19 protein-coding genes and 1 pseudogene are annotated in these 23,551 nt (G+C 62.5%); 10 read left to right on the top strand and 10 right to left on the bottom strand.

Going from position 1 to position 23,551, the window contains the following annotated elements; all coding sequences use genetic code 11:
• Positions 1 to 98 precede the first annotated feature (98 nt).
• The 3 genes from NKJ81_RS03795 to NKJ81_RS03785 all read left to right on the top strand — a co-directional run bounded on the left by NKJ81_RS03795 (position 99) and on the right by NKJ81_RS03785 (position 1,701).
• A complete protein-coding gene (locus tag NKJ81_RS03795; protein WP_352451984.1) occupies positions 99 to 269 on the top strand; it encodes a hypothetical protein in 171 nt (56 codons plus the stop codon).
• A 111-nt stretch (positions 270 to 380) separates the two neighbouring features.
• Complete coding sequence (locus NKJ81_RS03790) at positions 381 to 1,208, top strand: helix-turn-helix domain-containing protein (RefSeq protein ID WP_352470313.1); 828 nt, start codon at positions 381 to 383, stop codon at positions 1,206 to 1,208.
• Between the two features lie 73 nt (positions 1,209 to 1,281).
• Positions 1,282 to 1,701 carry a VOC family protein gene (locus NKJ81_RS03785; protein ID WP_352451986.1) on the top strand — a complete coding sequence of 140 codons (420 nt, stop codon included), beginning with the start codon at positions 1,282 to 1,284 and terminating at the stop codon, positions 1,699 to 1,701.
• A gap of 52 nt (positions 1,702 to 1,753) precedes the next feature.
• On the opposite strand, the gene NKJ81_RS03780 is transcribed toward NKJ81_RS03785, so the two are convergent.
• Together NKJ81_RS03780 and NKJ81_RS03775 are read right to left on the bottom strand one after the other, a co-directional pair.
• Positions 1,754 to 3,223 carry a cobyric acid synthase gene (locus tag NKJ81_RS03780; RefSeq protein ID WP_352539676.1) on the bottom strand — a complete coding sequence of 490 codons (1,470 nt, stop codon included), beginning with the start codon at positions 3,221 to 3,223 and terminating at the stop codon, positions 1,754 to 1,756.
• A 1-nt stretch (position 3,224) separates the two neighbouring features.
• Positions 3,225 to 3,839 (bottom strand): dimethylsulfonioproprionate lyase family protein, encoded by a 615-nt coding sequence (locus tag NKJ81_RS03775; protein ID WP_352539675.1) that lies wholly within the window; start codon positions 3,837 to 3,839, stop codon positions 3,225 to 3,227.
• Between the two features lie 152 nt (positions 3,840 to 3,991).
• Between NKJ81_RS03775 and NKJ81_RS03770 the strand changes: the two genes are divergently transcribed.
• From NKJ81_RS03770 to mmsB, 3 genes are read left to right on the top strand one after another with little or no spacing between them, the layout of a single operon-like run.
• Entirely contained in the window at positions 3,992 to 5,158 is a 1,167-nt protein-coding gene (locus NKJ81_RS03770; RefSeq protein ID WP_352539674.1) for an isobutyryl-CoA dehydrogenase, read from the top strand.
• A 58-nt stretch (positions 5,159 to 5,216) separates the two neighbouring features.
• Positions 5,217 to 5,585, top strand: a complete 369-nt coding sequence (locus tag NKJ81_RS03765; RefSeq protein ID WP_352539673.1) for a four helix bundle protein — start codon at positions 5,217 to 5,219, stop codon at positions 5,583 to 5,585.
• Positions 5,586 to 5,628: 43 nt separating this feature from the next.
• Complete coding sequence (mmsB, locus tag NKJ81_RS03760) at positions 5,629 to 6,513, top strand: 3-hydroxyisobutyrate dehydrogenase (protein ID WP_352539672.1); 885 nt, start codon at positions 5,629 to 5,631, stop codon at positions 6,511 to 6,513.
• Positions 6,514 to 6,919: 406 nt separating this feature from the next.
• On the opposite strand, the gene NKJ81_RS03755 is transcribed toward mmsB, so the two are convergent.
• From NKJ81_RS03755 to NKJ81_RS03730, 6 genes and pseudogenes are all read right to left on the bottom strand, one after another.
• Positions 6,920 to 7,744, bottom strand: a complete 825-nt coding sequence (locus tag NKJ81_RS03755; RefSeq protein ID WP_352539671.1) for a class I SAM-dependent methyltransferase — start codon at positions 7,742 to 7,744, stop codon at positions 6,920 to 6,922.
• A gap of 112 nt (positions 7,745 to 7,856) precedes the next feature.
• The gene (locus tag NKJ81_RS03750; protein WP_352470307.1) at positions 7,857 to 8,156 is read right to left on the bottom strand and encodes a hypothetical protein; all 300 of its coding nucleotides are present in this window, start codon (positions 8,154 to 8,156) and stop codon (positions 7,857 to 7,859) included.
• A gap of 19 nt (positions 8,157 to 8,175) precedes the next feature.
• Positions 8,176 to 8,483, bottom strand: a pseudogene (locus tag NKJ81_RS03745) (DUF6422 family protein).
• A gap of 459 nt (positions 8,484 to 8,942) precedes the next feature.
• Entirely contained in the window at positions 8,943 to 10,322 is a 1,380-nt protein-coding gene (locus tag NKJ81_RS03740) for an aspartate aminotransferase family protein (RefSeq protein WP_352539670.1), read from the bottom strand.
• A gap of 254 nt (positions 10,323 to 10,576) precedes the next feature.
• Complete coding sequence (locus NKJ81_RS03735; protein WP_352539669.1) at positions 10,577 to 12,646, bottom strand: prolyl oligopeptidase family serine peptidase; 2,070 nt, start codon at positions 12,644 to 12,646, stop codon at positions 10,577 to 10,579.
• 95 nt (positions 12,647 to 12,741) lie between these two features.
• Positions 12,742 to 13,902 (bottom strand): MFS transporter, encoded by a 1,161-nt coding sequence (locus tag NKJ81_RS03730; protein WP_352470304.1) that lies wholly within the window; start codon positions 13,900 to 13,902, stop codon positions 12,742 to 12,744.
• Between the two features lie 209 nt (positions 13,903 to 14,111).
• On the opposite strand from NKJ81_RS03730, the gene NKJ81_RS03725 reads away from it, so the two are divergent.
• The 4 genes from NKJ81_RS03725 to NKJ81_RS03710 all read left to right on the top strand — a co-directional run bounded on the left by NKJ81_RS03725 (position 14,112) and on the right by NKJ81_RS03710 (position 21,412).
• Positions 14,112 to 15,689, top strand: coding sequence for a trimethylamine methyltransferase family protein (locus NKJ81_RS03725; protein WP_352470303.1), 1,578 nt, complete (start codon positions 14,112 to 14,114; stop codon positions 15,687 to 15,689).
• A 132-nt stretch (positions 15,690 to 15,821) separates the two neighbouring features.
• On the top strand, positions 15,822 to 18,407 hold the full coding sequence (locus NKJ81_RS03720) for a GcvT family protein (RefSeq protein WP_352539668.1): 2,586 nt from the start codon (positions 15,822 to 15,824) through the stop codon (positions 18,405 to 18,407).
• An 88-nt stretch (positions 18,408 to 18,495) separates the two neighbouring features.
• Positions 18,496 to 20,073, top strand: coding sequence for an ArnT family glycosyltransferase (locus NKJ81_RS03715; RefSeq protein ID WP_352470301.1), 1,578 nt, complete (start codon positions 18,496 to 18,498; stop codon positions 20,071 to 20,073).
• Between the two features lie 25 nt (positions 20,074 to 20,098).
• Complete coding sequence (locus NKJ81_RS03710; protein WP_352539763.1) at positions 20,099 to 21,412, top strand: M24 family metallopeptidase; 1,314 nt, start codon at positions 20,099 to 20,101, stop codon at positions 21,410 to 21,412.
• A 109-nt stretch (positions 21,413 to 21,521) separates the two neighbouring features.
• Here the strand turns inward: NKJ81_RS03710 and NKJ81_RS03705 are convergent, their stop codons facing one another.
• On the bottom strand, positions 21,522 to 22,322 hold the full coding sequence (locus tag NKJ81_RS03705; RefSeq protein WP_352539667.1) for a phosphate/phosphite/phosphonate ABC transporter substrate-binding protein: 801 nt from the start codon (positions 22,320 to 22,322) through the stop codon (positions 21,522 to 21,524).
• Positions 22,323 to 22,405: 83 nt separating this feature from the next.
• Positions 22,406 to 23,416, bottom strand: a complete 1,011-nt coding sequence (locus NKJ81_RS03700) for a fatty acid desaturase (protein ID WP_352539666.1) — start codon at positions 23,414 to 23,416, stop codon at positions 22,406 to 22,408.
• Between the last annotated feature and the right edge of the window lie 135 nt (positions 23,417 to 23,551).

Genomic DNA, 23,551 nt, shown 5'->3' with positions numbered 1-23,551 from the left:
GTGCGATGGTGGAAAAGCCGCCTGCGTGCACTCATTGGTGTGTGACCGCGCGACTGATAGTATGCCGTTGTACGAATCATGTTGAGGAGGGACCGAACATGAATCTCAGTGCGCCTACCCAGCTTATTTTCATTATATCCCTTGTTATCGCCATTATCGGCGTTCTCGCCGCGCTTGGCGTCCTTGCGTTCATCCCTTTGGCTGCTGTGTGGATTGTCGTCATCGCTTACATCGTGCTGGCCGCCGGCTGCCTGATGCGCGGCGCCTAAACACGTCCAGACAATTCAGAATCTCAGGCAACTCGAAGCGCCCGGCCAAAAGCCGGGCGCTTTTGATTCCGACGAATGGTCTGTTAAAGTCGCGTGGCGGAAGGAAAGCGCATGCCCGACAGCGAAGACGGCAGCCGCCACGAAAGCCCAGGCCTCGATCGGTTCGAGATGGTGCGGCGCGCGCCGAGCCATCGGCTTCAGGGCGCCGTCACCGACATATGCGGCTTTCGCGAAACCATGCCAGGCCATTTCCGCGCCGTCGAATATGCCTCGCTGACCGTGCCGCTGGTCATCAGCTTTGCCGAACCCTTTGCCATCGGGCTCGGCCATGACCCGGGCGACAATGACCGCTTCGCCAGTTTTGCCGCCGGCCTTTATGCCGGGCCGGTAGTGATCGAATCCTTCGGCGGCGCCTGCTGTGTGCAGATCAATTTCAGCCCGCTCGGCGCTCGTCGCTTCTTCGGCCGCCCGATGATCGAACTGACCGACCGCATGGTCGGCCTGGATGACGTGCTCGGCGTAGAAGGCATCGCGCTGCGCGAAAGGCTCGGCAATGCACCGGATTGGAGCTCACGCTTTGCCATCGCCGAAGCCTTCGTTGGCGATCGGTTGGCAACCGCGGACCGCACCCAGGCCGAAATGGTCTGGGCCTATGAGACGATCGTCTCGACGCGTGGGCGGACCCGCATCTCGACGCTGGCCGAAAAGCTTGGCTGGAGCCGCAAGCATCTTACCGGAAAATTTTCGGACGCTATCGGCACCGGCCCAAAAACGCTCTCGCGCATCGTCCGCTTCAATCATGCGCTTGGCCTGTCGAGACAGGCGAACAGCGCTTGGGCCGACATCGCCGCCGACTGCGGCTATGCCGACCAGGCGCATCTGGTACGCGAGTTTCGCGACCTGGCAGGCGTCGCGCCGACGGCGCTTGCCGCGAGGTAACATTTCTTCAAGACGCGCAACCGGCCGTCGCGCAGACTGGGTTGATCGACCAACCCGCTGAAGGAGATCAGCCATGCCGAACACCCCCGAACCACCGCGGCTTTATCCGGCGCTGCGCTACAGGAATGCCGGCAAGATGATCGATTGGCTGTGCGAGGCCTTCGGCTTCAGCGTTCGCGCCCGCTATGGCGAAGGCGACGTGGTGCACCACGCCGAACTCGCTTTCGGCTCTTCGATCGTCATGCTCGGCACGGCGCGCGACGACGCCTATGGCAAGATGGTCGGCGCGCCGGGTTCGGGTGGCGGCAAGTCGATCTACGTTGCGGTCGCTGACGCAGACGCGGCATACGCGCGGGCAAAGACCGCCGGCGCCGAGATTCTGGAAGAACTCACCGACCGCGACTATGGCAGCCGCGAATTCATCTGCCGCGATCCGGAAGGCAACGTCTGGTCGTTCGGCACCTACTGGCCGAAGGCTGACGAGAAAGCATGATCCCGAAAAGTGGAGACCGGTTTTCGGACAAGATCATGCTCAGGCAAAGTATCTAACGCGCCAGCCCAAAAATCGTGTCGCAGTCGAGGTGGGTTTCCAGTTCGGCTGCGATCTCGTCCAGTGCCCGTTCGACCTCGGCGCGGTAGTCGATGCCGCCGCCCTTGACGCCGAGGCTTTCGAGGAATTTCGCCCGGAAGGCATCGGCGGAAAACAGCCCGTGCATATAGGTGCCCACCACCTTGCCGTCGGCCGAGATAGCGCCGTCATCGATACCGTTGATAACGGCGGACGGCCGCAGCGTGTCCGGACCTGTGGTGCGGCCGAGATGGATCTCGTAGCCCTCGAGCGGCAGGTCGAACGGCACCGAGCGCGCGCTGACGTTGCGCACCGTCTTTTCCGGCTCCATCACCGTTTCGACGTCGAGCAGCCCGAGGCCTTGCGTTTCTGTAACGCTGCCCTCGATGCCGTCGGGATCGCGCACGATATGACCAAGCATCTGGAAGCCGCCGCAAATGCCGACGATATGACCACCGCGTTTCCTATGCGCGGCAAGGTCGCGGTCCCAGCCGTTCTCGCGAAATTTCAGGAGATCGCCGATCGTCGACTTCGAGCCGGGAATGACCACCAGACCCGCATCTTCGGGCAAGCGCTCACCAGGCGGCACGAACACCACCTCAACCTGCGGTTCGGCCTTGAGCGGGTCGAGATCGTCGAAATTGGCGATGCGCGAGAGCACCGGCACGGCGATCTTCAGCGCTCGCTTCTCGCCGGACGCCAGTCGCTCGAGCACGACGGAATCTTCCGATGGCAGCCGCGCCGCCGCCTTCAGCCACGGCACGACGCCAAAACAGCGCCAGCCGGTGAATTTTTCGATCGCCTCGATGCCGTCTTCGAACAGCGAGACATCGCCGCGGAACTTGTTGATGAGGTAGCCGACGATCATGCGCCGGTCCTCCTCCGGCAGGATCAGATGGGTGCCGGCGACCGAGGCGATAACGCCGCCGCGATCGATATCGCCGACCAGGATCACCGGCACGCCGGCGCGCGTCGCAAAGCCCATATTGGCAATGTCGCGGCTCCTGAGATTGATCTCGGCCGGCGACCCGGCGCCCTCGACAATGACCAGATCGGCGCCCTCGCCGACCTTTGCCCAGGAGTCCAGCACCGCATCCATCAGCCGGCCCTTCAGCGCCTGGTAGTCGCGCGCCCGCGCCTCGCCGAACACCTTGCCCTGCACGACGACTTGAGCGCCGACATCGGTCTGCGGCTTGAGCAGCACCGGGTTCATGTGGACGGTCGGCGCTGCGCCGCAGGCGATCGCCTGCAGCCATTGGGCGCGGCCGATCTCGCCGCCGCCTGAATCGCCTGGAATATCGGCGACAGCGGCGTTGTTCGACATGTTCTGCGGCTTGAACGGCCGCACTTTCAAGCCGCGCTTCTTCGCCGCGCGGCACAGACCGGCGACGAGCACCGTCTTGCCGACATCCGAACCCGTGCCCTGCAGCATGATCGCCTTGGCCATATCAGTCCCTGCCCTGCGCAACGGTTGCGGTGATCGTCGACTTGGCCGCCAGTGGCCCGCCACGCCAGAGATAGAGCGCCAGCAGCGGCTCCTTGCCGGTGCGCATGGCGTGGTTGATGTCAGAGGCATGGTGGATCACTTCGCCCGCCGCTCGAAGGCGAAAACCGCCGTCGCCCATGCGCCATTCGGTGCCGCCGGTCAGCGGGATGTAGATCTCCTCCGCGACATGGTGGTGATCGGGGTAGACAATGTCGGGCCCAAGGATCAGCAGGCCGCCCGCGACCTCGTCATTGACGAAATGGCCGCGTGTGCCGAACACCTCCAGCCAGCCGTAATTGTCGATGAAAACCGTGCCGAAATCCGCCTCGCCATAGGTCTGGCCCCAGTGCAGATCGCCGCGACGCTCCGCAACCAGCCGCGCCAGCGACTTGGCCGCAGCGGGAGCGAGTTCGACGATCCGGCCGAGTTGGACGAGACAAGGCAGTGCATGCGGTTCGAGCGGCCGGCCCGGCATGTCCCAGTCGATTCGGGCCATGGCGTCGCGCACCAGCGCATCATCGAACGTCTGGAGATAGGCATGGAAGCATCCAAGCAGTTCGTCGAAAGTTGTCGTCACACTTTGCTCCAAAGCGCATTCGCACACAGCCGCTGCCCAGATGGTTGGACGGAGACGATCGGGTTGCGCGGCGGCATCATTGGTCTAGATTGGACGGCGCGCAAAGCCAAAAACGATCAGGCCAGCAGGCCGGAAACATCAGGGAGCACGTCATGGACGCCGCTGTCGATGCGAGCACCAGCCAGTTCGAACTCAACGAGGACCAGCGCGCCATCCAGGAGATGGCGCAAGCCTTCGCCGCCGACCGTGTGGCGCCGAACGCACTCGACTGGGATCGCAACAAGTATTTCCCCGCCGATGTGATCCGCGAGACAGGTCCGCTCGGCCTTGGCGGCATCTATGTCCCCGACGACGTCGGCGGCTCGGGGCTCGGCCGGCTCGACGCCGTGCTGATCTTCGAGGCGCTTTCGCGGGCCGATCCGGCGTTTTCCGCCTTCATCTCGATCCACAACATGGCGGCATCGATGATCGACCGCTTCGGCAGCGACGAGCAGCGCCGGCGTTTCCTGCCGAAGCTGACCTCGATGGAATGGCTGGCAAGCTACTGCCTGACCGAGCCGGGTTCGGGATCCGATGCCGCGGCGCTGAAGACGCGTGCGGTCAAAAGCGGCGGCGACTATGTGCTGAACGGCGCCAAGCAGTTTATCTCCGGTGCCGGCGACAGCGACCTCTATGTCGTCATGGCGCGCACCGGCGCCGACGGGCCGAAAGGCATTTCCGCCTTCGTCGTGCCGAACGATGCGCCGGGCCTTTCCTTCGGCGCCAACGAGCACAAGATGGGCTGGCACATGCAGTCGACGCGCCAGGTCGTCTTCGAGGACTGCAAGGTGCCGGCCGAAAATCTTTTGTCGGCTGAAGGCGCCGGTTTCGGCATCGCCATGGCCGGGTTGGACGGCGGCCGGTTGAACATCGCCGCCTGCTCGCTCGGCGGCGCGCAATCGGCACTCGACAAGGCACTCGCCTACACCGCCGAACGCAAGGCTTTCGGCTCGAGGATCAACCAGTTCCAGGCGCCGCAGTTCAAGCTTGCCGACATGGAGACCGAACTGCAGGCAGCGCGCGTCTTCCTCTACACCGCCGCCTCGAAGCTCGACCGCAACGCGCCGGAGGCCTCGAAATGGTCGGCGATGGCCAAGCGCTTCGTCACCGACGCCGGCTTCAACGTCGCCAACGACGCCCTGCAGCTGCACGGCGGCTATGGTTATCTGCACGACTACGGCATCGAGAAGCTGGTGCGCGACCTGCGTGTCCACCAGATACTCGAAGGCACCAACGAGATCATGCGCGTCATCATCGCTCGCGCCCTGATCGGACGGTAAGGCAGTAGGCAGTAGGCAGTAGGCAGTAGGCAGTAGGCAGTAGGCAGTAGGCAGAAAGATGACCGGCAAGATCAATTCGTACAAGGATCTTATCGTATGGCAGCAGGCGATGGATCTGGCCGTCACCACCTACTCCCTGACCAAGGCATGGCCAAAAGAGGAATTGTATGGGTTAACCAGCCAAATCCGCCGCTCAGCAACCTCTATTCCCGCAAACATCGCGGAAGGTTACGGCCGAGACAACAGACGCTCCTATCAGCAATTTCTCAGGATTGCCCAGGGATCGCTGAAGGAGTTCGAGACACACCTCCAGATCGCCGAACGCATTGGCCTTGCTACGTATGATCAAGCTTATCACGTGCTTTTAGCGACCGAGGGCATCGGGAAAATGCTTCGCCAACTTATTAGCAAACTTGCGCCCGAATAGGTCGCTTACTGCCTACTGCCTACCCAAACCACGGAGCGCCATTATGACCACCATCGCCTTCATCGGCCTCGGCAATATGGGCAATCCGATGGCCTCCAACCTGGTCAAGGCCGGGTACGCCGTGCACGGCTTCGACCTGGTGCCGGAGAATCTCGTCATCGCCAGGGAACACGGCGTCGTCATCATGGCCAACGCCGTTGCGGCGGTGAAAGACGCCGATGCGGTCATCACCATGCTGCCAGCCGGTAAGCATGTTCTGTCGGTTTACGCAGACATAGTATCCAGGGCAAAAAAAGGCGCGCTGTTCATCGATTCCTCTACCATCGATGTCGAGTCGGCTCGAAAGGCCCATGCCATCGCCGCCAAGCACGGGTTGCTGTCGATCGACGCGCCGGTCTCCGGCGGCACGGGCGGTGCGGCGGCCGGCACGCTGACCTTCATGGCCGGCGGTTCGAAGGATGCCTTCGCCAAGGCCGAACCAATCCTCAAGCCGATGGCCGGCCGCATCGTTCATTGCGGCGACGACGGCGCCGGACAGGCGGCGAAGATCTGTAACAACATGATTTTGGGCATTTCGATGATCGGCGTTGCCGAGGCCTTCGTGCTGGCAGAAAAGCTCGGCCTGTCGCACCAGGCGCTGTTCGACGTCGCCTCGACCTCGTCCGGCCAGTGCTGGTCGCTGACCACCTATTGCCCGGTGCCCGGCCCGGTGCCGACATCGCCCGCCAACAATGGCTATAAGCCTGGCTTCGCGGCGGCACTGATGCTGAAGGACCTGAAACTGTCGCAGGAGGCCGCACAGAGCGTCGGTGCAGCAACGCCGCTCGGCGCCGAGGCAGCCCAGCTTTATGCGCTGTTCAACGCACAAGGGAATGCCGGCGCGGATTTTTCCGGCATCATTAATTTCCTCCGTGGTGACCCGGCGTAAGCTCCAGGTTCACAGGTTTTCGATCTGCCCAAAGCGGAAAGCCGGCAAATTTAGGTTTGCTTAAGCTCTTGCTAACCCTGCAGTAACGATATGCGTTTAAAACGGATTGCGAGGCGGACATCCGCCCGGCGCTCCGGATCAGGTCTCGCGTACCGGAGCCCGTAAGTTTCGCCGTAAGTTTCGCAAGTGTATTGTTGGCGAAGCGCCATGCGTATCTGGCAAAGCCGCGTTCCGATGGAGCGCGGTTTTTGCGTTTCGCATTCTTCAAGGACAATGAGGCGATCGCCCTGGCGTGTCTCCAGATGATCGTCGGCGTCGTGGCTGCTGTCCTGAGCTACGTCGACCCACAGGTGGTCGCGCCCCAATCCCCCAGCGCGTCGGTGCCATGGCTCATCAGTCAGCTACGCTACTTGCGTGCGAGCACGACGTGGGCCTCTTGGGGGAACATCAGCTCCCCTTCAGTTGAATAGATTGCCAGCGAAAAATCTAGATCACCGGTGATCGCTGCGATGACTGCTTCCCGATGCCCGGCATCAATTCTGCTGACCAGCCCGGCCTGCGGAGTCGCTGCCAGCTGTAGTCGCACATATTCCCTAGACGAGGGAAATCGGATGTTTTGTGTCGTCGTGTGGATGGTCACCTGACGAAATCCCGCCTCGGCCACCAATCGGTAAAGCTCGTCCGCATCGGCGAGTGAATGCTCAGACCTTTTCGTTGCCGAAGCGCCTGGACCGAGGTGTCGATCCAAGGCATCCGCCAGCGCCTTCGCCGCAGGAGTGTGCTCAATAGCGCTGAAAACGTTTAAAGCCAGTCGGCCGTCAGGCACCAGAACCCGGAACATCTCACGGAGCGCACTAGATCGATCCGGAAAAAACTGCAGTCCGAGCTGGCAAAGAACCAGATCGAAGGCGGAGTCAGGGAACGGCATTTCGAGCGCGCTTCCCTCGTGCCAGTCGATACGCGCTCCAGCGCCTCTCGGGAGCGACCGAGCAACGGCGAGCATGCCCGTATTGATGTCGAGGCCGACGACCTGCCCACTTCCCATACGCTCGGCCGCCGAGCGTGCCACCACGCCGGTGCCGCAAGCTACGTCCAAAATCCGCTCACCAGATTGAGGCGCAGCACGATCCATCAGGTCCGCAGCCCATAGGGCTGTGATTGCCGGGACCAGGTAGCGCTCGTAGAGGTCCGCGGCGCTGCCTTCCAGCTGCCACTGCTCCTGCTGGGCCATAGTGTCCCTCCCGCACAACGATCTCGGGCAACGGGCCCGATCGGCGCTTCAGCAGCCATCATAAAGCGCGTGTCTGTCGACTAGCAACCGGGCAATGGAAACCGGCAGGGTGCTATTCTTCGCGTTCCGTATCACAACGGTCTTTGCACCATCCGCCCCAAGTAGAATCAAACTCGCATTCTACTGTGCACTCCACGCGCGGCATCTCGCCAATATTTACGAGGCCGATATCCACGAGTTTGTAGCGAGCGATCGCCTTTGGATATTTCCTGAAAACACTCTCAATTTCCGCCACGAAGCCCTTGTGCTCTTCTGGAACCGGCCTTTTGAAAGGTGTTTTGGCGTCCTGCGCAAGAGATACAGTGATGACCGATTGCATAACCAAGGCTAGGATCAAAGAAATGGTGCGCATCAACTGTCTCCAATACGCCTTACGTGGAGAGATGTTTTGATGGTGGATGGCCGCAACTCCGGGACGGGGGGAAGGCCGTATCGAGGGTAGTCTGCGTCAAACATGGCCCACCATCGCCCGTGTAATCGTTGCACGGGCAGTTGCTGTGCGCCTCTATATGCGCGTTGCAAGGGTTCCCGAACCCAAACCCATCATCAGTAAAGTTACTCCCGCCCGCGCCAGTAGCGCCGCGGCTTCTCTCCGCGCGCTGATGATCAAGAACGCGGCCTTTTCCAGGGCTTCCGATTGTTCGCGCGTGAGACCCTCCCGAGACAGATATTTAAACATGTGTCACTCCCTCAGATTTGGATTCGCCAAATGCCTCAATTGGGAAAGCAAGCATGCTTCAATTTGCACACCGCTCGACTTGTTCGCTCTTCAACGTGGCGCTATTCGTTGCGACGTGGCGCTAAGGACAGCTAGTCGCCCATTTTGGTCTCCTTGAACGAATGATCCCTTGCTGAAGTCGATCAGGCGACGTTGACAGGACCGGACTTACGGATGGCTTACGGAAGTCACGCTGATCGGCGGCAGGTGACAAGACGGGCGCCGTTCGCACGCCTGCCGCGCTCGGCATGGACGAGTTTTGCCAGCCGGGGAGTGAGGTAGGCTTGGCGCGCCAAAGGCCGCGTTTCCACCCGCAGCCGAATTCGAACTGACTTTGTCCACGTCCTCGACCATCTGCTCGGCGATCGACGCAGCGATCGCCGAGCGTCCGACTGCAGGTCGCCCGGCGATGGTTCTACCTTACCCCTTGCGCAAATCCGCTTGCGCCAGATCGAGCGCCGTGGCGATGCGGTCGCAGGCCATGTCGATCGTCTCGCGCGTCCAGATCAGCGGCGGCGACAGGATCATCGTGTCGCCGGTAGCGCGCAGCATCATGCCCTGGACAATCGCGTGGTCGCGAACCATCACCGCCGCGCTGCCGGCAGGCAGGAAGCGCTCCTTGGTCACCTTGTCCTTGACGATCTCGATCGCCCCCATCAGCCCGAACGAGCGCACCTCGCCGACCAGATCGTGCCCACCGAGACGTTCCTGCAGCGCCCTGGCGAAGTAAGGCCCGGTGTCGTTCCTCACGCGCTCGACCAGGCCTTCGCGCTCGATGATCTCGAGGTTCTTCAGCGCCACCGCGCAGGCCACCGGATGCCCGGCATAGGTGTAGCCGTGATAGAATTCGCCGCCCTTCTCGACCAGCGTCGCCGCGATGCGGTCGCCGACCAGCAGCGCCGACAGCGGCTGATAGCCAGAGGTCAGCGCCTTGGCCGTGGTGATGGTGTCGGGCTCGACATCGAAGGCTTGTGCGGCGAACCACTCGCCAGTGCGGCCATATCCGGTGATGACCTCGTCCAGCATCAGCAGGACATCGTATTTGCGGCAGATGCGCTGCACCTCCGGCCAATAGCTCATCGGCGGGATCTTCACCCCGCCTGCCCCCATCACCGGCTCGCCGATGAAGGCGGCCACCTTGTCGGCGCCGGCTTCGAGGATGGCGTCCTCGACCGCTTTTGCCGCGCGCAGGCCGAAATCATGGTCGCTTTCGCCGGGCAGTGCGAGCTCATAGGCATAGGGCATCATCACATGGACGATGTTGGGCACGGCGCCTCCGAGCTGCTTGTGCATCAAATCCATGCCGCCGAGCGAGGCGCCGGCGATGGTCGAGCCGTGGTAGCCCATCTTGCGTGAGATGATGCGGTTCTTCTCGGGCCTGCCTTCCAGCACCCAATAGTGACGGACCAGGCGCAGCGCCGTGTCGTTGGCCTCCGAACCGGACGAGCCGTAGAACACCTGGTTGATGTGCCTTGGCGCGATCTCCGCCAGCTTTCTCGACAGCAGAACCGGCGTCGGCGTCGAGCATTTGAAGAAAGAGTTGTAGTAGGGCAACTCCTTCATCTGGGCGTAGGCGGCGTCGGCAAGCTCGTCGCGGCCATAGCCGACATTGACGCACCACAGCCCAGCCATGCCGTCGAGGATTTCCGTCCCTTCGGCATCATAGATGAACGGCCCGTTGGCGTGGGTGATGATGCGCGAGCCGGTCTCGCGCATCTCTTTGTGGTCGGTGAACGGATGAAGGTGATGCGCGGCATCGATCTGCTGAAGCTGCTTCAGCGAATAATTCTGGTAGGTCATGTCTGGTCTTTCCTCTTGAACCAATCCGGCAGCTTTCGCGCCGGGGCGGATTCGTCAGAGGACAGCGGGCGGCGAATAGCCGATGCGAGCGCAGAGCCGCAACAGCTCGGCGCGTAGCGTGCGCGACGACGGCGTCACCGCCACCCCAAATGCGCAACTCGATTTCGCCAGCCGAGCCATGCATGTACCTTAGGCTGCCTCGAGCCCTCAGTTCAAGCCGTGCCGGTCAAGCGACGCCGGTCAATTGGTGCCAGTCAATTGGTGCCAGTCAGGGCCCGCTGCAGGAAGACGTACTTCATCGCCGCCTGTGCGGCCTGCGGCCGCCGGTCGCCGCGTCCACCATGGCCGCCTTCAGTCTCCTCGAAGAACAGCGTCTTGCCGTGGCCGGCCGCCTGCAGCCGTGCCGCCATCTTGCGGGCATGGCCGGGATGGACGCGATCGTCGGCGGTCGAGGTCGTCAGCAACACCGGCGGATAGGCTGCATCCGTGTCTACATGCTGGTAGGGCGAATAGGCGGCGAGCCAGGCTGCCTCTTCCGACTTCGCCGGATCGCCATACTCGGCCATCCATGACGCGCCGGGCGGCAGCTCGGTGTAACGCAGCATGTCGAGCAACGGCACGTCGATGATCACTGCACCGAACAATTCCGGGTGCTGGGTCAGCGAGACGCCGGTCAGCAAGCCACCATTCGATCCGCCCTGGATGCCCAGTGTGGCGGGCGTAGCGATGCCGCGTTTGATCAGATCTTGCGCGACGGCAGCGAAATCGTCGAAGGCATTCTGGCGATTGGCCTTGAGCGCTGCCTGGTGCCAGTTCGGGCCGAACTCGCCGCCGCCGCGGATGTTGGCCTGCACATAGGCATTGCCCTTCTCCAGCCACAGCCTGCCGCGCACGCCGGCATAGCCGGGCAGCAGCGGCACTTCGAAGCCGCCATAGCCGTAAAGCAATGTCGGCACGGGTCCATGCAAGTCGCGCTTCCTGACGACGAAGTACGGGATCATCGTGCCATCCTTCGAGCATGCCTCGAACTGTTCGGAGAGCAGGGACGACGCGTCGAAACGCGCCGGCTGCGACTTCACCGTTGCCAGCCCCGCAGCGTTGTCGTCCGACCAGATGATCGAGCTCGGCGTCAGGAAATCGGTGAAGGAGAAGGAGACGCTGGAACCGAAATGCTCGGCATGGCTGATGCCGACATTGCCGTTTTCGGGCAACGCCACGGGCTTGAACTCCCAGCCGCTGTCGCTGCGCTTGCCGGCGACGACCTTGCCGCGCACATTGTCCATCAAATTGATGAACAGCCGGTCCTGCGTGCGGGCAATACCGGCGATCGAGACACGGTGCGCCGGCTCGAGCACGGTATCGAGGGATCTGAATAGCCCGGTTTCGATCCAGCGCTCGAAATCGAGTGAATAGAGTCCGTCGGGCTTACACAGAGTGCCGCCCGGCGCAGTCCACGGGGTACGCACGCCGAAGACGAGCTGGCCCTTGAACAGCGCTGTATCGGTGACGTCGTCCGGCAACGGGATGCGCCTGTTCTCGCCGGAAGGCAGCCGCAGGAAACTGTGCGAGGCGAAGAAGTCGATGGTTCGGGCGAGGAAGACATGACGCTTGTCGCCGTCGAATTCGACGGACCCGCCGGCGGCAAGATCCTGCTTCAGCGCCTCGAAGATCGGCATCGCCGCTTCCAGTGGCGTGCCGCGCCGCCAAAGCTTGACCACGCGCGGATAACCGGACTGGGTCTTGTCGTCCTCCTCGAAGGCGGCGGAAACGATAACCGTGTCCTCGTCCAGCCAGCTAAAGCTCGATTTCGAGGCAGGAGCGCGAAAGCCGCCATCGACGAACGATCTGCTTTCGATATCGAATTCGCGCATCTCGCTGGCATCGCCGCCATCCGGCGACAGGTTGAGCAGGCAGCGGCTGAAGTCGGGGTAGAGCCGGCTGGCGCCGCTGAACACCCATTTCACCCCCTCTTTCGCCGCCAGACTGTCGAAGTCGATGATCGTCTGCCATTCCGGCTTGTCGGTCTTGTAGGAGGCGACGGTGGTGCGCCGCCAGAGGCCGAGTACGTTCGTCCGGTCCTGCCAGAAATTATAGACGTAGCCGTTGATAGCGGCCCCGACGGCGATGTTATCCTCGGCTGTCATCAGGTCGAGCGCCGTCTCGAACGACATCTGATAGGACGGATCACCCTGCAGCTCCCCGACCGTAACTGCATTTTGGTGATGCACCCAGTCGAGCGCCTGCTTGCCCCTCCTGTCCTCAAGCCAGAGAAACGGGTCTTCGGCCGCCGAACCCGGCTGGCCCTTGGTATTCGATTTGCTCATGAGGTCTCCGGTTGAGTCGGGTGGCGACATAGCCAAGATCGACATGGGGCCGCTTACATTCAAGTCATTCGTCAGAAACGGCGGCTTTCTGGCATTCACACCATCCGTCTTCGAATGACCGTTACAACTGCCAGCGCCAGGCAAATGGCACCGAGCGTCATTGGCAGGCCGCCGGCGCCAACAACATCCATGGCGCTGCCCGCCAGCGGCGGCACGGCGATGCCGCCGACGCCCCACATCAGCGAGAAGGCGGCGTTGCCGGCGACCAGTGCCGAGCCGGTGAACCGCTCGCCGAGTTCAATGATCGACATCGTGTAAATGCCGTAGGAAACCGCGCCCCAGATGAAGACGCACGGCCAGATCAGCGGCGTCTCGATGAGAACCGGCAACAGAACGCATCCGAGCACCGTCATCGAAACACAGATGAACCGCACCAGCCGCGCTGTCAGTCGTTCCGCCAGCAGGCCGAGCGGCACCTGCATAGCGATGTTGCCGGCGATCATCACCGACAGCAGCGCCGACATGCGCGCTTCCGCAATGCCATAATGTGTTCCGTAGACCGGCAGCAAGGCGAGCACCGCCTGTTCGAAACCGGCGGCCACGACGACGGCCGATAACAACAGCCAAGCCTGCGGCACGAACCCCAGGACCGAAACCCGGTGCCCGCTCTCGTCGACCTTGGGCAGCCGTGCCAGCACCGAGGCGAGGCAGGCGCCGCAAAACAGGAATGCGGCAATGCCGACGACGAACGGTGGCCACCCCTCGGTGCCGACGGCAAGCAGGCACAGCGGCCCCGCCGCAAAGCCCGCCGAAATGATGGTCGAATAGATGCCCATGACGCGGCCGCGGCGTGTCGGCGGCGCCAGTGCGATCACCCAGACTTCGCTCAGCACGTAGAGCGGGTTGGTGACGGCGCCGATCAAAAAGCGCAGAGGAAACCACAGATAGACATTTTGCGTCCAGCCGATCAGCGCCAGCACCAGCGCGGAAAGTGCCGCGCAAGTAAGCGCGGTGCGCCCTGCCCCGAAACGCCCCGCCAGCGCCGGAACCAGCGGCGACGAGACGATGAAGCCGATCGGCGTCATTGCCGCCGACAGGCCGATCATGGCCGGCGAGACGCCCTGGCGCTGCAGGATGAAGCTCAACAGCGGATAGCTCAGCCCTTGCGCGATGGCGAACACCGAGACGGTGGCGATCACGCCGGTGATCGCCGCCCATTGCACTGTCTCGCCGCTGTCCTGTTCCGCCCGGTCCATGATGCAGGACTAGCGTTTCGCTTTCATCGCGGTAAGCACCGGCAACGAAAACCGCTTGCGCCAGCCGGAAGAGAATAAGAGCCTGACGATCCCTCCGGCTGCCCTTCAGGCATGTCGCTTCCCTCGTCCTAGTGGTCGCCGCCTCCGCAATGGCTGGCCGGCCGGCAGTCCATTATGCCGCCGCATTGCCGCAGCGTACGAGGACTATCATGACCGCCGCCATTCAGCCCGCCGAACCTGCATTGGCAAACGACCGCGCCCGTCGCGGCGGCCGCGCGGGAAAGCGTGCCGGCGGATCGGCGGCGTTCGAGCAGCCGCCGTTTCGGCAGTTGAAGAACCCGCTGGCGCCGACCCGGCTGGTTTCCGACGACGAGCTGGAATCTATCCACCTCGCCTCTCTGCGCGTGCTGCGGGAAATCGGCGTCGACGTGCTGCATGACGAAGCCCGGCGCATCATGAAGGCGCATGGCGCCGATGTACGCGAAGGCGGCGAGCGGGTGCGCTTCGACAGTGACATGATCCTGGAACTGGTTGCGCACTGCCCGCCGGAATTCACCATCCACGCCCGCAACCCGGCGCACAACGTGCGCTTCGGCGGCGATAATCTGATCATCTCGATGATGGCGTCGGCGCCCAATTGCTCCGACGTCGACCGCGGCCGCCGGCCGGGCAACCAGCAGGACTACCGCAACTTCCTCAAGCTTGCGCAGATGCACAACATATTGAACTGCACGGGCGGCTATCCGGTCGAGCCGATCGACATCCATCCGTCCGTCCGCCACCTTGAATGCATACGTGACCTCGCCACGCTGACCGACAAGATGTTCCACATCTATTCGCTCGGCAAGGAGCGCAACGTCGACGGCATCGAGATCACCAGGATCGCACGTGGCATCAGCCATGAGCAGTTGCTTGCGGAGCCGTCGGTATTCACCATCATCAACACCAATTCGCCGCTCAAGCTCGACGTGCCGATGATGGAAGGCATCATCCAGATGTCGAGCAAGGGCCAGGTGGTCATCGTGACGCCGTTCACCCTGTCCGGCGCTATGGCGCCGGTGACGATTGCCGGCGCGCTGGTGCAACAGAATGCCGAGGCGCTGTCCGGCATCGCCTTCGCGCAGATGGTGCGCAAGGGCGCGCCTGTCGGCTACGGCGGCTTCACCTCGAATGTGGACATGAAGTCCGGCGCGCCGGCCTTCGGCACGCCGGAATATATGAAGGCGCAGCTGGTCGGCGGGCAGCTCGCCCGCCGCTACAACATCCCCTACCGCACCTCCAACACCTGCGCAGCCAACACGGTCGACGCGCAGGCCGCCTATGAAAGTGTGTTCTCGCTGTGGGGCGCCATCCAGGGCGGCGGCAACCTGATGATGCATGCCGCCGGCTGGCTCGAAGGCGGCCTGCGCTGCTCCTATGAGAAGACCATCCTGGATATAGACCTGTTGCAGATGGTCGCAGAGTTCCTGACGCCGCTCGATCTTTCCGAGGAAGCACTCGGTTTCGACGCCATACAGTCCGTCGGCCCCGGCGGCCATTTCTTCGGCACCCAGCACACGCAGGACCGCTACAAGACCGCGTTCTATGCGCCTATTATCTCGGACTGGCGCAATTTCGAGAGTTGGGCGGAGGCCGGATCGCCGACGGCGCTCGAAAAGGCCAATCGCGTCTGGAAGGAACGGCTGGCCTCCTATGAAGAGCCTTACATGGATCCGGCAATCCGGGAGGAGCTCAACGCCTTCGTCGACAAGCGCCGGGCCGAAGGCGGCGCGCCGACCGATTTTTGATCATCTGATGAGTAGTCGACCCCCACTCCGTCTTGATGGCAGGCTGGCCCGAAACATCGCTGTATCCCATCTCCGCTTTGTTTTCGCGCCCCGCTCACTCGATTCAATCTCTTCAAAAACGGATCTATCTTCATGAAATCTCATGCAAAAGCGGTTGTCATCGGCGGCGGCGTCGTTGGCTGCTCGGTGCTCTATCATCTGGCCAAATCTGGCTGGACCGACATCATGCTGATCGAGCGTTCGGAGCTCACTTCCGGCTCGTCCTGGCATGCGGCGGGCGGCTTCCATACGCTGAACGGCGACCCCAACGTCGCCAAGCTGCAGGCCTATACGGTGCAGCTTTACAAGGAGATCGAGGAGATTTCCGGTCAATCCTGCTCGCTGCACCTGACCGGCGGCGTGATGATGGCCGACACGCCCGAGCGCATGGACTTCTTGCGGCTCGCCCACGCCAAGGGCCGCTATCTCGGCATGGACACCGAACTGATCACGCCGTCCGAAGCCAAGGCAATGTTCCCGCTGATGGACGAGACGAATTTCGTCGGCGCCATGTGGGATCCAGTCGAGGGCCATCTCGACCCTTCCGGCACCACCCATGCGTATGCCAAGGCCGCCAGGAAGCTAGGCGCCGAGATCGTACTGCGCAACCGCGTCGTGGAACTGACGCAGGAGGTCGACGGCACCTGGAACGTCGTCACTGAGCAAGGCACAGTCAAAGCCGAGCATGTGGTCAACTGCGGCGGCCTGTGGGCGCGCGAGATCGGTCGCATGGTCGGCATCGAACTGCCGGTGCTGGCCATGGAGCATATGTATCTCCTGACCGAGCCGATGCCGGAGGTCGAGGAATTCAACAAGTCGACCGGCCGCGAGATGATTGGCGTGCTCGATTTCAAGGGCGAGATCTATACCCGCCAGGAGCGCAACGGCATCCTGCTCGGCACCTATGAAAAGGCCTGCAAGCCGTGGTCGCCGGTCAGCACGCCCTGGGATTTCGGCCACGAGCTGCTGCAGCCAGACATCGACCGCATCGCGCCGTCGCTCGAGATCGGCTTCAAGCATTTCCCCGGCATCGAAAAGGCCGGCATCAAGCAGATCATCAACGGCCCCTTCACCTTCGCGCTGGACGGCAACCCGCTGGTCGGCCCGGTGCAGGGCCTGACCAATTTCTGGTGCGCCTGCGCCGTCATGGCCGGCTTCAGCCAGGGCGGCGGCGTCGGCCTGGCGCTGTCGAACTGGATGGTCCATGGCGACCCCGGCTTCGACGTCTGGGGCATGGACGTTGCGCGCTTCGGCGAATGGGCAACGCTGCGCTATACCAACGCAAAGGTCCGCGAAAATTATTCGCGCCGTTTCTCCATCCGCTTTCCCAACGAGGAATTACCGGCGGCAAGACCAGCGCAGACGACCCCGCTTTACGACACCATGATCGCCAACAACGCCGTCATGGGCGACAGCTGGGGTCTCGAAACCCCGCTCTGGTTCGCGCCGAGAGGCTCGGAGCCGAAGGACGTTGTGTCCTTCCACCGCTCCAATGATTTCGGCCCGATCGGCGAGGAAGTGCGCGCCACCCGCGAGAAGGTCGGCGTCACCGAGATCGCCAACTTCGCCAAATACGAAGTCTCCGGACCAGGGGCCGAGGACTTCCTCAACCGTCTGATGACCAATCGCATGCCGAAGACCGGCCGCATCGTGCTGACGCCCATGCTGAACGAGTTCGGCCGGCTGATCGGGGACTTCACCATCGCCAAGGCGAGCCCAAGGGGTGGGGAAGAACGCTTCATGATATGGGGTTCTTCGGCAGCGCAAAAATACCACATGCGCTGGTTCGAGAAGCATCTGCCGAAGGACGGAAGCATCCGCATCCACCGCTTCGACCAGACGCTGGTCGGTCTCTCCATCGCCGGGCCGAAATCCCGCGACCTGCTGCAGAAACTGGTCGATGTCGACATCTCGACCACGGCCTTCCGCTTTATGGATTTCCGCGAAATGGCGGTCGGCGGCGCGCCCTGCATGGTCAATCGCATCACCTACACCGGCGACCTCGGCTACGAGATATGGATGGCGCCTGCCTACCAGCGCTTGGTCTACAAGGCGATCAAGGAGGCTGGCGAAGAGTTTGGGCTTGTCGATTTCGGCATGCGGGCTTTGCTCTCTATGCGCCTTGAAAAGAACTTCCCGACCTGGTTCCGCGAGCTACGTCCGATCTACGGACCGTTCGAAGGCTCGATGGACCGCTTCATCAAGCTGGAGAAGAACGACTTCATCGGCCGGGAAGCAGCGGCCAAGGAACAGGCAGAAGGGCCGAAACTGCGCCGTGTCTCCTTCATCGTCGATGCCGCGGATGCAGACGTCATGGGCGACGAGCCGATCTGGGCCAAGGTCGGCGGCAAGGATTACGGCACCGTGGAAAAGCCGCATGGCTATGGCGCGCCGCGCTTCGACGCGGGCGGCAAGGAAGTGCGCGGCTCGAACGCCGCCGAAGGCGCGTCTGCCGTGCGCGGCATTGTCGACGGCGACTGGCGCGTGGTCGGCTGGGTCACCTCCGGCGGCTATGCGCATTATGTCGAGAAGTCGATGGCGCAGGGATATGTACCGGCGGCGCTTGCCGAGAACGAGAGCGCCGGCCTGTTCGAGATCGAAATCCTCGGGCACCGGCGTCCCGCACGCGTCAATGTCGAACCGCCTTTCGACCCGAGCGGCGAAAAGATGAGGACGTAGGCGCAGCCAGCCGGTCGCATTGTGCGGAGCATACTCTTCATGCTAGCGCAGCCGGCAACACTCTGCTGGCAAGGGCGATGAGATTTCATTGAAGTACAATCTGAGATGGGCCGAGTGGCTGGCCGAGGGACGGATCGGCCCCTTCCCGGCGGCGATCGTCATGGTCGCGGCTTACTTTGCCTTGCAGACCATCATACTGTCCCTGTTGAGCTCTTGGGCGGGAACCGGCGTCGGCATCGATGATGCGGAGCAGCTGATCTATGTTCCGTATCTCTGGGCTGGATATGGCGGCTCGCAACCACCCCTGTACACCTGGATCAACTGGCTGGCCGCGCATGTTTTCGGCACCAGTATCTTCACGCTGAAGCTCGTCAAATACTCCGTGCTGTTCCTTGCCGCCTGCAGCGTGTTCGCCGCCATGCGGCGGTTCAGCTACACCAAAGCGACAGCGGCGGCGGCCATGTTCGGCCTGTTTACGATCCCGCAGATCGTCTGGGAATCGCAGCGCGCCTTGTCGCATTCCGTCGCCGTCGTCGGCTTCTGCTCGCTGCTCCTGCTGGCCATGGCCTATCTTCTCGAGCGGCGAAGCATGATCGCCTATGCGGCGTTTGGCCTGGCCACGGCGGCGGCAATTCTTGCCAAATATAATGATGTCTTCCTCGTGGTGGCCCTTGTTGCGGCCGTGCTGTCGCTGCGCGAATGGCGCAGCGCGATTCTCGATCCGAAGTTCGCCATCAGCATAGCGGTCGCGATATTGGTGCTGGCGCCAACCACCTATTGGAGCCTCATGCATCCCGCCGATTTATTGTCGAGAGGCGAGAAGTTCGGAATAGACGCGCAACAAGGGCGCGTGGCGGCGGCCTTTGTCGGCGCCGGCAAGTTTATCATGGGCACCTTCAATTTCGCGGTCTTGCCGGTGCTCGTTTCCGCCCTCACGTTCTGGCTGGCGAAGTTCCGTTTCTCCGAGCGGCACCCGAAAGGTCCGGCAAGGGAAATTCTGTTGTGGCGTACCTTGGCGCTCGGCTTGGCCATGCTTGCAGTACTTGTACTTGCCACCGGCGTGACGGTGGTCAAGGACCGCTGGCTGCTACCGGTCCTGTTCATGTTGCCGCTGGCCATCGTCGCCACTATGGAACGGCTGGCGCCGCGCGGCAGGAATGCGCAGCTCCTGGTGATCGCGGCTGGAGCGATCATCGCCGTGCTGCTCGCGCCCGCCACCTGGTACGTCCAGATAAACGGGACCAGTGGCCTCTCGCGGATGATCCGCGTGGATTACCCCGCCCTCTATCGCCAACTGACTGCGGACGGACCGGTCAAAACCGCAATATCTGATGGTGCATGGGTCGGAAACCTGCGGTTGGTCGATGAAAACCTGGTCGCACTTGACCAGGAAGTGCCTAATTTCGAAACGCTGATGCAGGAGCCGGCCGTACTCGTCTGGCTTGACCGAGACGATCCGCGTCCGGTCATTTTGGAGCAGCTCAAAGCGGCCGGCTATGAGCCGGACGGCCAACCACGGCAAATGATGGTTCCGCTGTTGCGCGGCACCGGCAAGTCCGCCCGGGCCGGCGCCTATGTAAGATTGAAGAGAATGGCGGTGGGAGAAACCACGGCGCCCAAGGAAGGCGTTAGCGGAGGAGCCGAGGGTGGACAGGAACCCGACTGACCGGCCCCGTCATCACCGCAAGATCATGCCGTTCGAGCCGGACGGCTCGAACGATGTGCTGCACAAAAAATCGCGGCTGAAGGCCGCTGAACTCAACCAGCATGCGCTGGGCTATGGAGCGCTGGCGGAAGTCGAATGGCAGGCGACGGGCATTGCTGCTCCTGACCTGCCCGCCATGCGCCGATATCGGCTCGAGCGCATCCGCGCCGAGCTGAAGCGCCGCGACTATGCGGGAGCCCTGCTCTACGATCCGGTCAATATCCGCTATGCCACCGACGCAACCAACATGCAGCTCTGGGTCGCACACAATCGGACCAGGCATTGTTTCGTTGCCACCGATGGCCCGGTGGTGCTGTTCGACTATTTCTCCTGCGAGCACCTTTCCGATCATTCCGGCGTCGTCGACGAGGTGCGGCCGGCGGTGTCGTGGGCTTATCTGTACAGCGGCGAGCTGACCGGCCAAAAAGCCCGCCGCTGGGCAGCCGGCATCGCCGACCTGGTATTGGAACATGGCGGCGGCAATCGCCGCATCGCAGTCGACCACATCAATCCCGAGGGCATCGAAGAGCTCGCCCGCCTCGGCATCTCGACCGGCAATGGCGAGGCGGTGATGGAAAATGCGCGGCTGATCAAATCGCCCGACGAAATCCTTGCCATGCGCCGGGCGATCGCCGCTTGCGAGGCGGCAATGGGCGAGATGGAGAAGGCGTTGAGGCCTGGCATCTCCGAGAACGAATTGTGGGCCGAACTCCATCGCGGCAACATCGCGCGCGGCGGCGAATGGATCGAAACCCGGCTCCTGTCGTCGGGTCCGCGCACCAATCCATGGTTCCAGGAGTGTTCGTCGCGGACGATCAAGGCCGGCGAGCTCGTCGCTTTCGACACCGACCTGATCGGTCCTTACGGCTTCTGCGCCGACCTTTCGCGCACCTGGCTTTGCGGTGACGCGCCGCCGTCGCAGGAGCAGCGCGACCTGTTCCGCATCGCCGCCGACCAGATCGCCCACAACACGGAGCTGATGCGGCCGGGCATATCGTTCCGCGACCTCGTCGAGGGCTCGTCAGTGCCACCGGGAGACTGCTTCCCGGCCCGTTACGGGGTGCTCTATCACGGCGTCGGCCTTGCCGACGAATACCCGACTTTGCCGCATGCTGGCGACTGGACCGACGACACACCGGACGGAGTGCTCGAACCTGGCATGGTGCTGTGCGTCGAGAGCTATATCGGTCGGCTTGGCGGCTACGAAGGCGTCAAGATCGAAGAACAGATCCTGATCACTGAAACCGGCTACGAGAAGCTTTCGACCTACCCGCTCGACAATCGGCTGCTTGGCGGCTGAGCGATGCTAATGCATGTCGCGCAAAACTGTGCAGCGGCTTTGCGATAACGACATGCATAAAACAAAAATCTAAAGCGCGTCGCATGAGGCCGACCGAACGCGACGCGCTTTACGTGAGCGCCGCGATCGCCTCGCGCATCGCGGCGACGATCGTTTCCGGCGTCGTCCTGGCGGTGATGAACGGCAAGCCTTTGCGCCGCCTTGTCCAGCCGACGACCGTCACCTTCTGCGCCGCCGGCTCGAAACGCTGCGCCAGCGCCCAGCTCTCGCAATCGATCGCCGCGACGTCCGCCCTGCCCTCGGCAACGGCAACGATCGAAGCACGGTGCCCACAGCTTTCGCTCAGCCCGGAAAAGATATCCAAACTCTCGCCCAATGCTTGCAGGTCGCGGGCTGGCGCGATGATGCCCGACATGGAATCGAGGCTGTTGAAGGTGAAGCGCTTGCTGCGAAGCTGATCGAGCGGAATGACGGCACCGCCGTCGGCCGGCGCCCTTGCCGGCGGTGCCTCGCCCGCCCTCATGACGATGGCGCTCGAATAGAGTTCGCCCTGTCCACCCTTGAAGGCGTCGTAACGCGGCTGGCCGATGAGCTGGACACGCTGCGACAGGCCGAGTTCCATCGGTCCCCAGCAGGTTTGTGCAAAGAGCAGCGCCGGATGCAGCCAGAGCTGGTGAAAATCCAGTTCGTCCGGCGGCAATGTCGCCGGATCGGGCGCGATGGGTTTTCCCTGATCATCGCGAATACCGCCAGGTACGGGGGGCAAATCGCCGGTGCGGCGGATGATCGTCTCCGGCGCATCGATGCCTTTTTGCCTGAAAGCATCGCGCAGCCGCGCCCATTGCGCGTCGACATCGTCCCGCGCTTCCGGCCAGTCGTACATCGGCAAAGCCGCAATGAATTCGCTCATGCCGGGATTTGACCGTTATGCGGGGAAATTGACAAGGTCAGGAAAGCGTCGTCCGCGCGGCACCGCCTGCAACAACGCAAGAATCATTCTTTCGGCGGCTCGGCGGGTACCGGTGCGCTGCCAAGCCCATTGAGGCTGCGTGCCCTGACGCGCGGCTTGAATGCGCGTCCTGGTTCCGGCATGCGCCGCAGCACGGGATGGACGACCGGCTCCTTCGCCTTGAAGGCATAGGCCTTGAGCAGCGCGAAATAGTTCGGATAGGCGTAGCCATTGTTCATCCGCAGCCATTCGTCGCGGCGGTCGGCGAACAGCTTCGGCAGCCTGTACCAGGCCACCGTCGGGCTCTTGTGATGGACGAAATGCAGATTGTTGTTGAGGAACAGGAAGGACAGCGGCGAGCGCTCGACGATGATCGTGCGGCCTTCCGGATGTTCAGACCATTGGTGCTCGGCGTAGGTGCGGATCGAAATCAGCGACTGCCCAAGCCACACCGGCACCAGTATGTAGAGCCATAACGGCATGCCGAAGCCGAACTGCACGACAGGCAGCACCACGACGAGGCCGATCGCATGCAGCAGCCATGCCTTGCGGATGGACTTGTCGCCCGCGGCAACCTGCTTGGCGTCGTCGATGAAAAAGCCGATGCAGGAAAGCCACGGGCCTAGCACCAAACGCCCGATCATCGTGTTGTTGACCTTCAGCAGGAATTTCATCGCCGACGGCAGCTCCTCGTGCTGCCAGAGAGCCTTGTAATAGCTTTCGGGATCATCGAGCGGATCGGTCAGGCGCTCGTCTGCATGGTGGCGCAGATGAATGGTCTTGAACCGGCGAAACGGCCAGACAAGGCCAATCGGCAGGAACACAAAGGCTTCGTTGAGCCGCGCATTCCGGGTTGGGTGGCCGTGCAGGACCTCGTGCATCAGCGAGGATTGCAGCGCCGCAATCAGGGTCAGAAAGGCGAGTGCCAGCAGCGGGTAAGAGGGCCAGAGCAGGAAGCCGGTAGCGAGCCAGCCGCCGTAGCAGAGAAGTGCGAGAAATGCTGTCGGCCATTCGATGGCCATTGCGCCGTGTCGCCTGTTGCCCATGCTCGTCATGCTATCGACCACTGCCTTCCAGTCGCCGGAACCCGTTTGATTCCTGACAACATTGTGTCAGGAGCGTTGCGTCGGCGCAACGCGATAAAGCGCACAAACTGTTGCGATTGCGCATTTTCAGCTGCATATGTTATG

This window comes from Mesorhizobium sp. M0018, assembly GCF_040323955.1.
Lineage (GTDB): Bacteria > Pseudomonadota > Alphaproteobacteria > Rhizobiales > Rhizobiaceae > Mesorhizobium.
The sequence above is the reverse complement of the archived record's forward strand: the minus strand, read 5'-3'. Positions and strand labels throughout refer to the sequence as shown.

What these genes read in the sequence shown, in the direction of transcription:
- NKJ81_RS03795 (WP_352451984.1), top strand. Translation starts at nt 99, where the DNA reads ATGAATCTCAGTGCGCCTACCCAGCTTATTTTCATTATATCCCTTGTT.
- NKJ81_RS03720 (WP_352539668.1), top strand. Translation starts at nt 15,822, where the DNA reads ATGAAATCTCATGCAAAAGCGGTTGTCATCGGCGGCGGCGTCGTTGGC.
- NKJ81_RS03725 (WP_352470303.1), top strand. Translation starts at nt 14,112, where the DNA reads ATGACCGCCGCCATTCAGCCCGCCGAACCTGCATTGGCAAACGACCGC.
- NKJ81_RS03780 (WP_352539676.1), bottom strand. Translation starts at nt 3,223, where the DNA reads ATGGCCAAGGCGATCATGCTGCAGGGCACGGGTTCGGATGTCGGCAAG.
- NKJ81_RS03705 (WP_352539667.1), bottom strand. Translation starts at nt 22,322, where the DNA reads ATGAGCGAATTCATTGCGGCTTTGCCGATGTACGACTGGCCGGAAGCG.
- NKJ81_RS03770 (WP_352539674.1), top strand. Translation starts at nt 3,992, where the DNA reads ATGGACGCCGCTGTCGATGCGAGCACCAGCCAGTTCGAACTCAACGAG.
- NKJ81_RS03710 (WP_352539763.1), top strand. Translation starts at nt 20,099, where the DNA reads ATGCCGTTCGAGCCGGACGGCTCGAACGATGTGCTGCACAAAAAATCG.
- NKJ81_RS03735 (WP_352539669.1), bottom strand. Translation starts at nt 12,646, where the DNA reads ATGAGCAAATCGAATACCAAGGGCCAGCCGGGTTCGGCGGCCGAAGAC.
- NKJ81_RS03790 (WP_352470313.1), top strand. Translation starts at nt 381, where the DNA reads ATGCCCGACAGCGAAGACGGCAGCCGCCACGAAAGCCCAGGCCTCGAT.
- NKJ81_RS03755 (WP_352539671.1), bottom strand. Translation starts at nt 7,744, where the DNA reads ATGGCCCAGCAGGAGCAGTGGCAGCTGGAAGGCAGCGCCGCGGACCTC.
- NKJ81_RS03740 (WP_352539670.1), bottom strand. Translation starts at nt 10,322, where the DNA reads ATGACCTACCAGAATTATTCGCTGAAGCAGCTTCAGCAGATCGATGCC.
- NKJ81_RS03750 (WP_352470307.1), bottom strand. Translation starts at nt 8,156, where the DNA reads ATGCGCACCATTTCTTTGATCCTAGCCTTGGTTATGCAATCGGTCATC.
- mmsB (WP_352539672.1), top strand. Translation starts at nt 5,629, where the DNA reads ATGACCACCATCGCCTTCATCGGCCTCGGCAATATGGGCAATCCGATG.
- NKJ81_RS03730 (WP_352470304.1), bottom strand. Translation starts at nt 13,902, where the DNA reads ATGGACCGGGCGGAACAGGACAGCGGCGAGACAGTGCAATGGGCGGCG.
- NKJ81_RS03785 (WP_352451986.1), top strand. Translation starts at nt 1,282, where the DNA reads ATGCCGAACACCCCCGAACCACCGCGGCTTTATCCGGCGCTGCGCTAC.
- NKJ81_RS03700 (WP_352539666.1), bottom strand. Translation starts at nt 23,416, where the DNA reads ATGACGAGCATGGGCAACAGGCGACACGGCGCAATGGCCATCGAATGG.
- NKJ81_RS03765 (WP_352539673.1), top strand. Translation starts at nt 5,217, where the DNA reads ATGACCGGCAAGATCAATTCGTACAAGGATCTTATCGTATGGCAGCAG.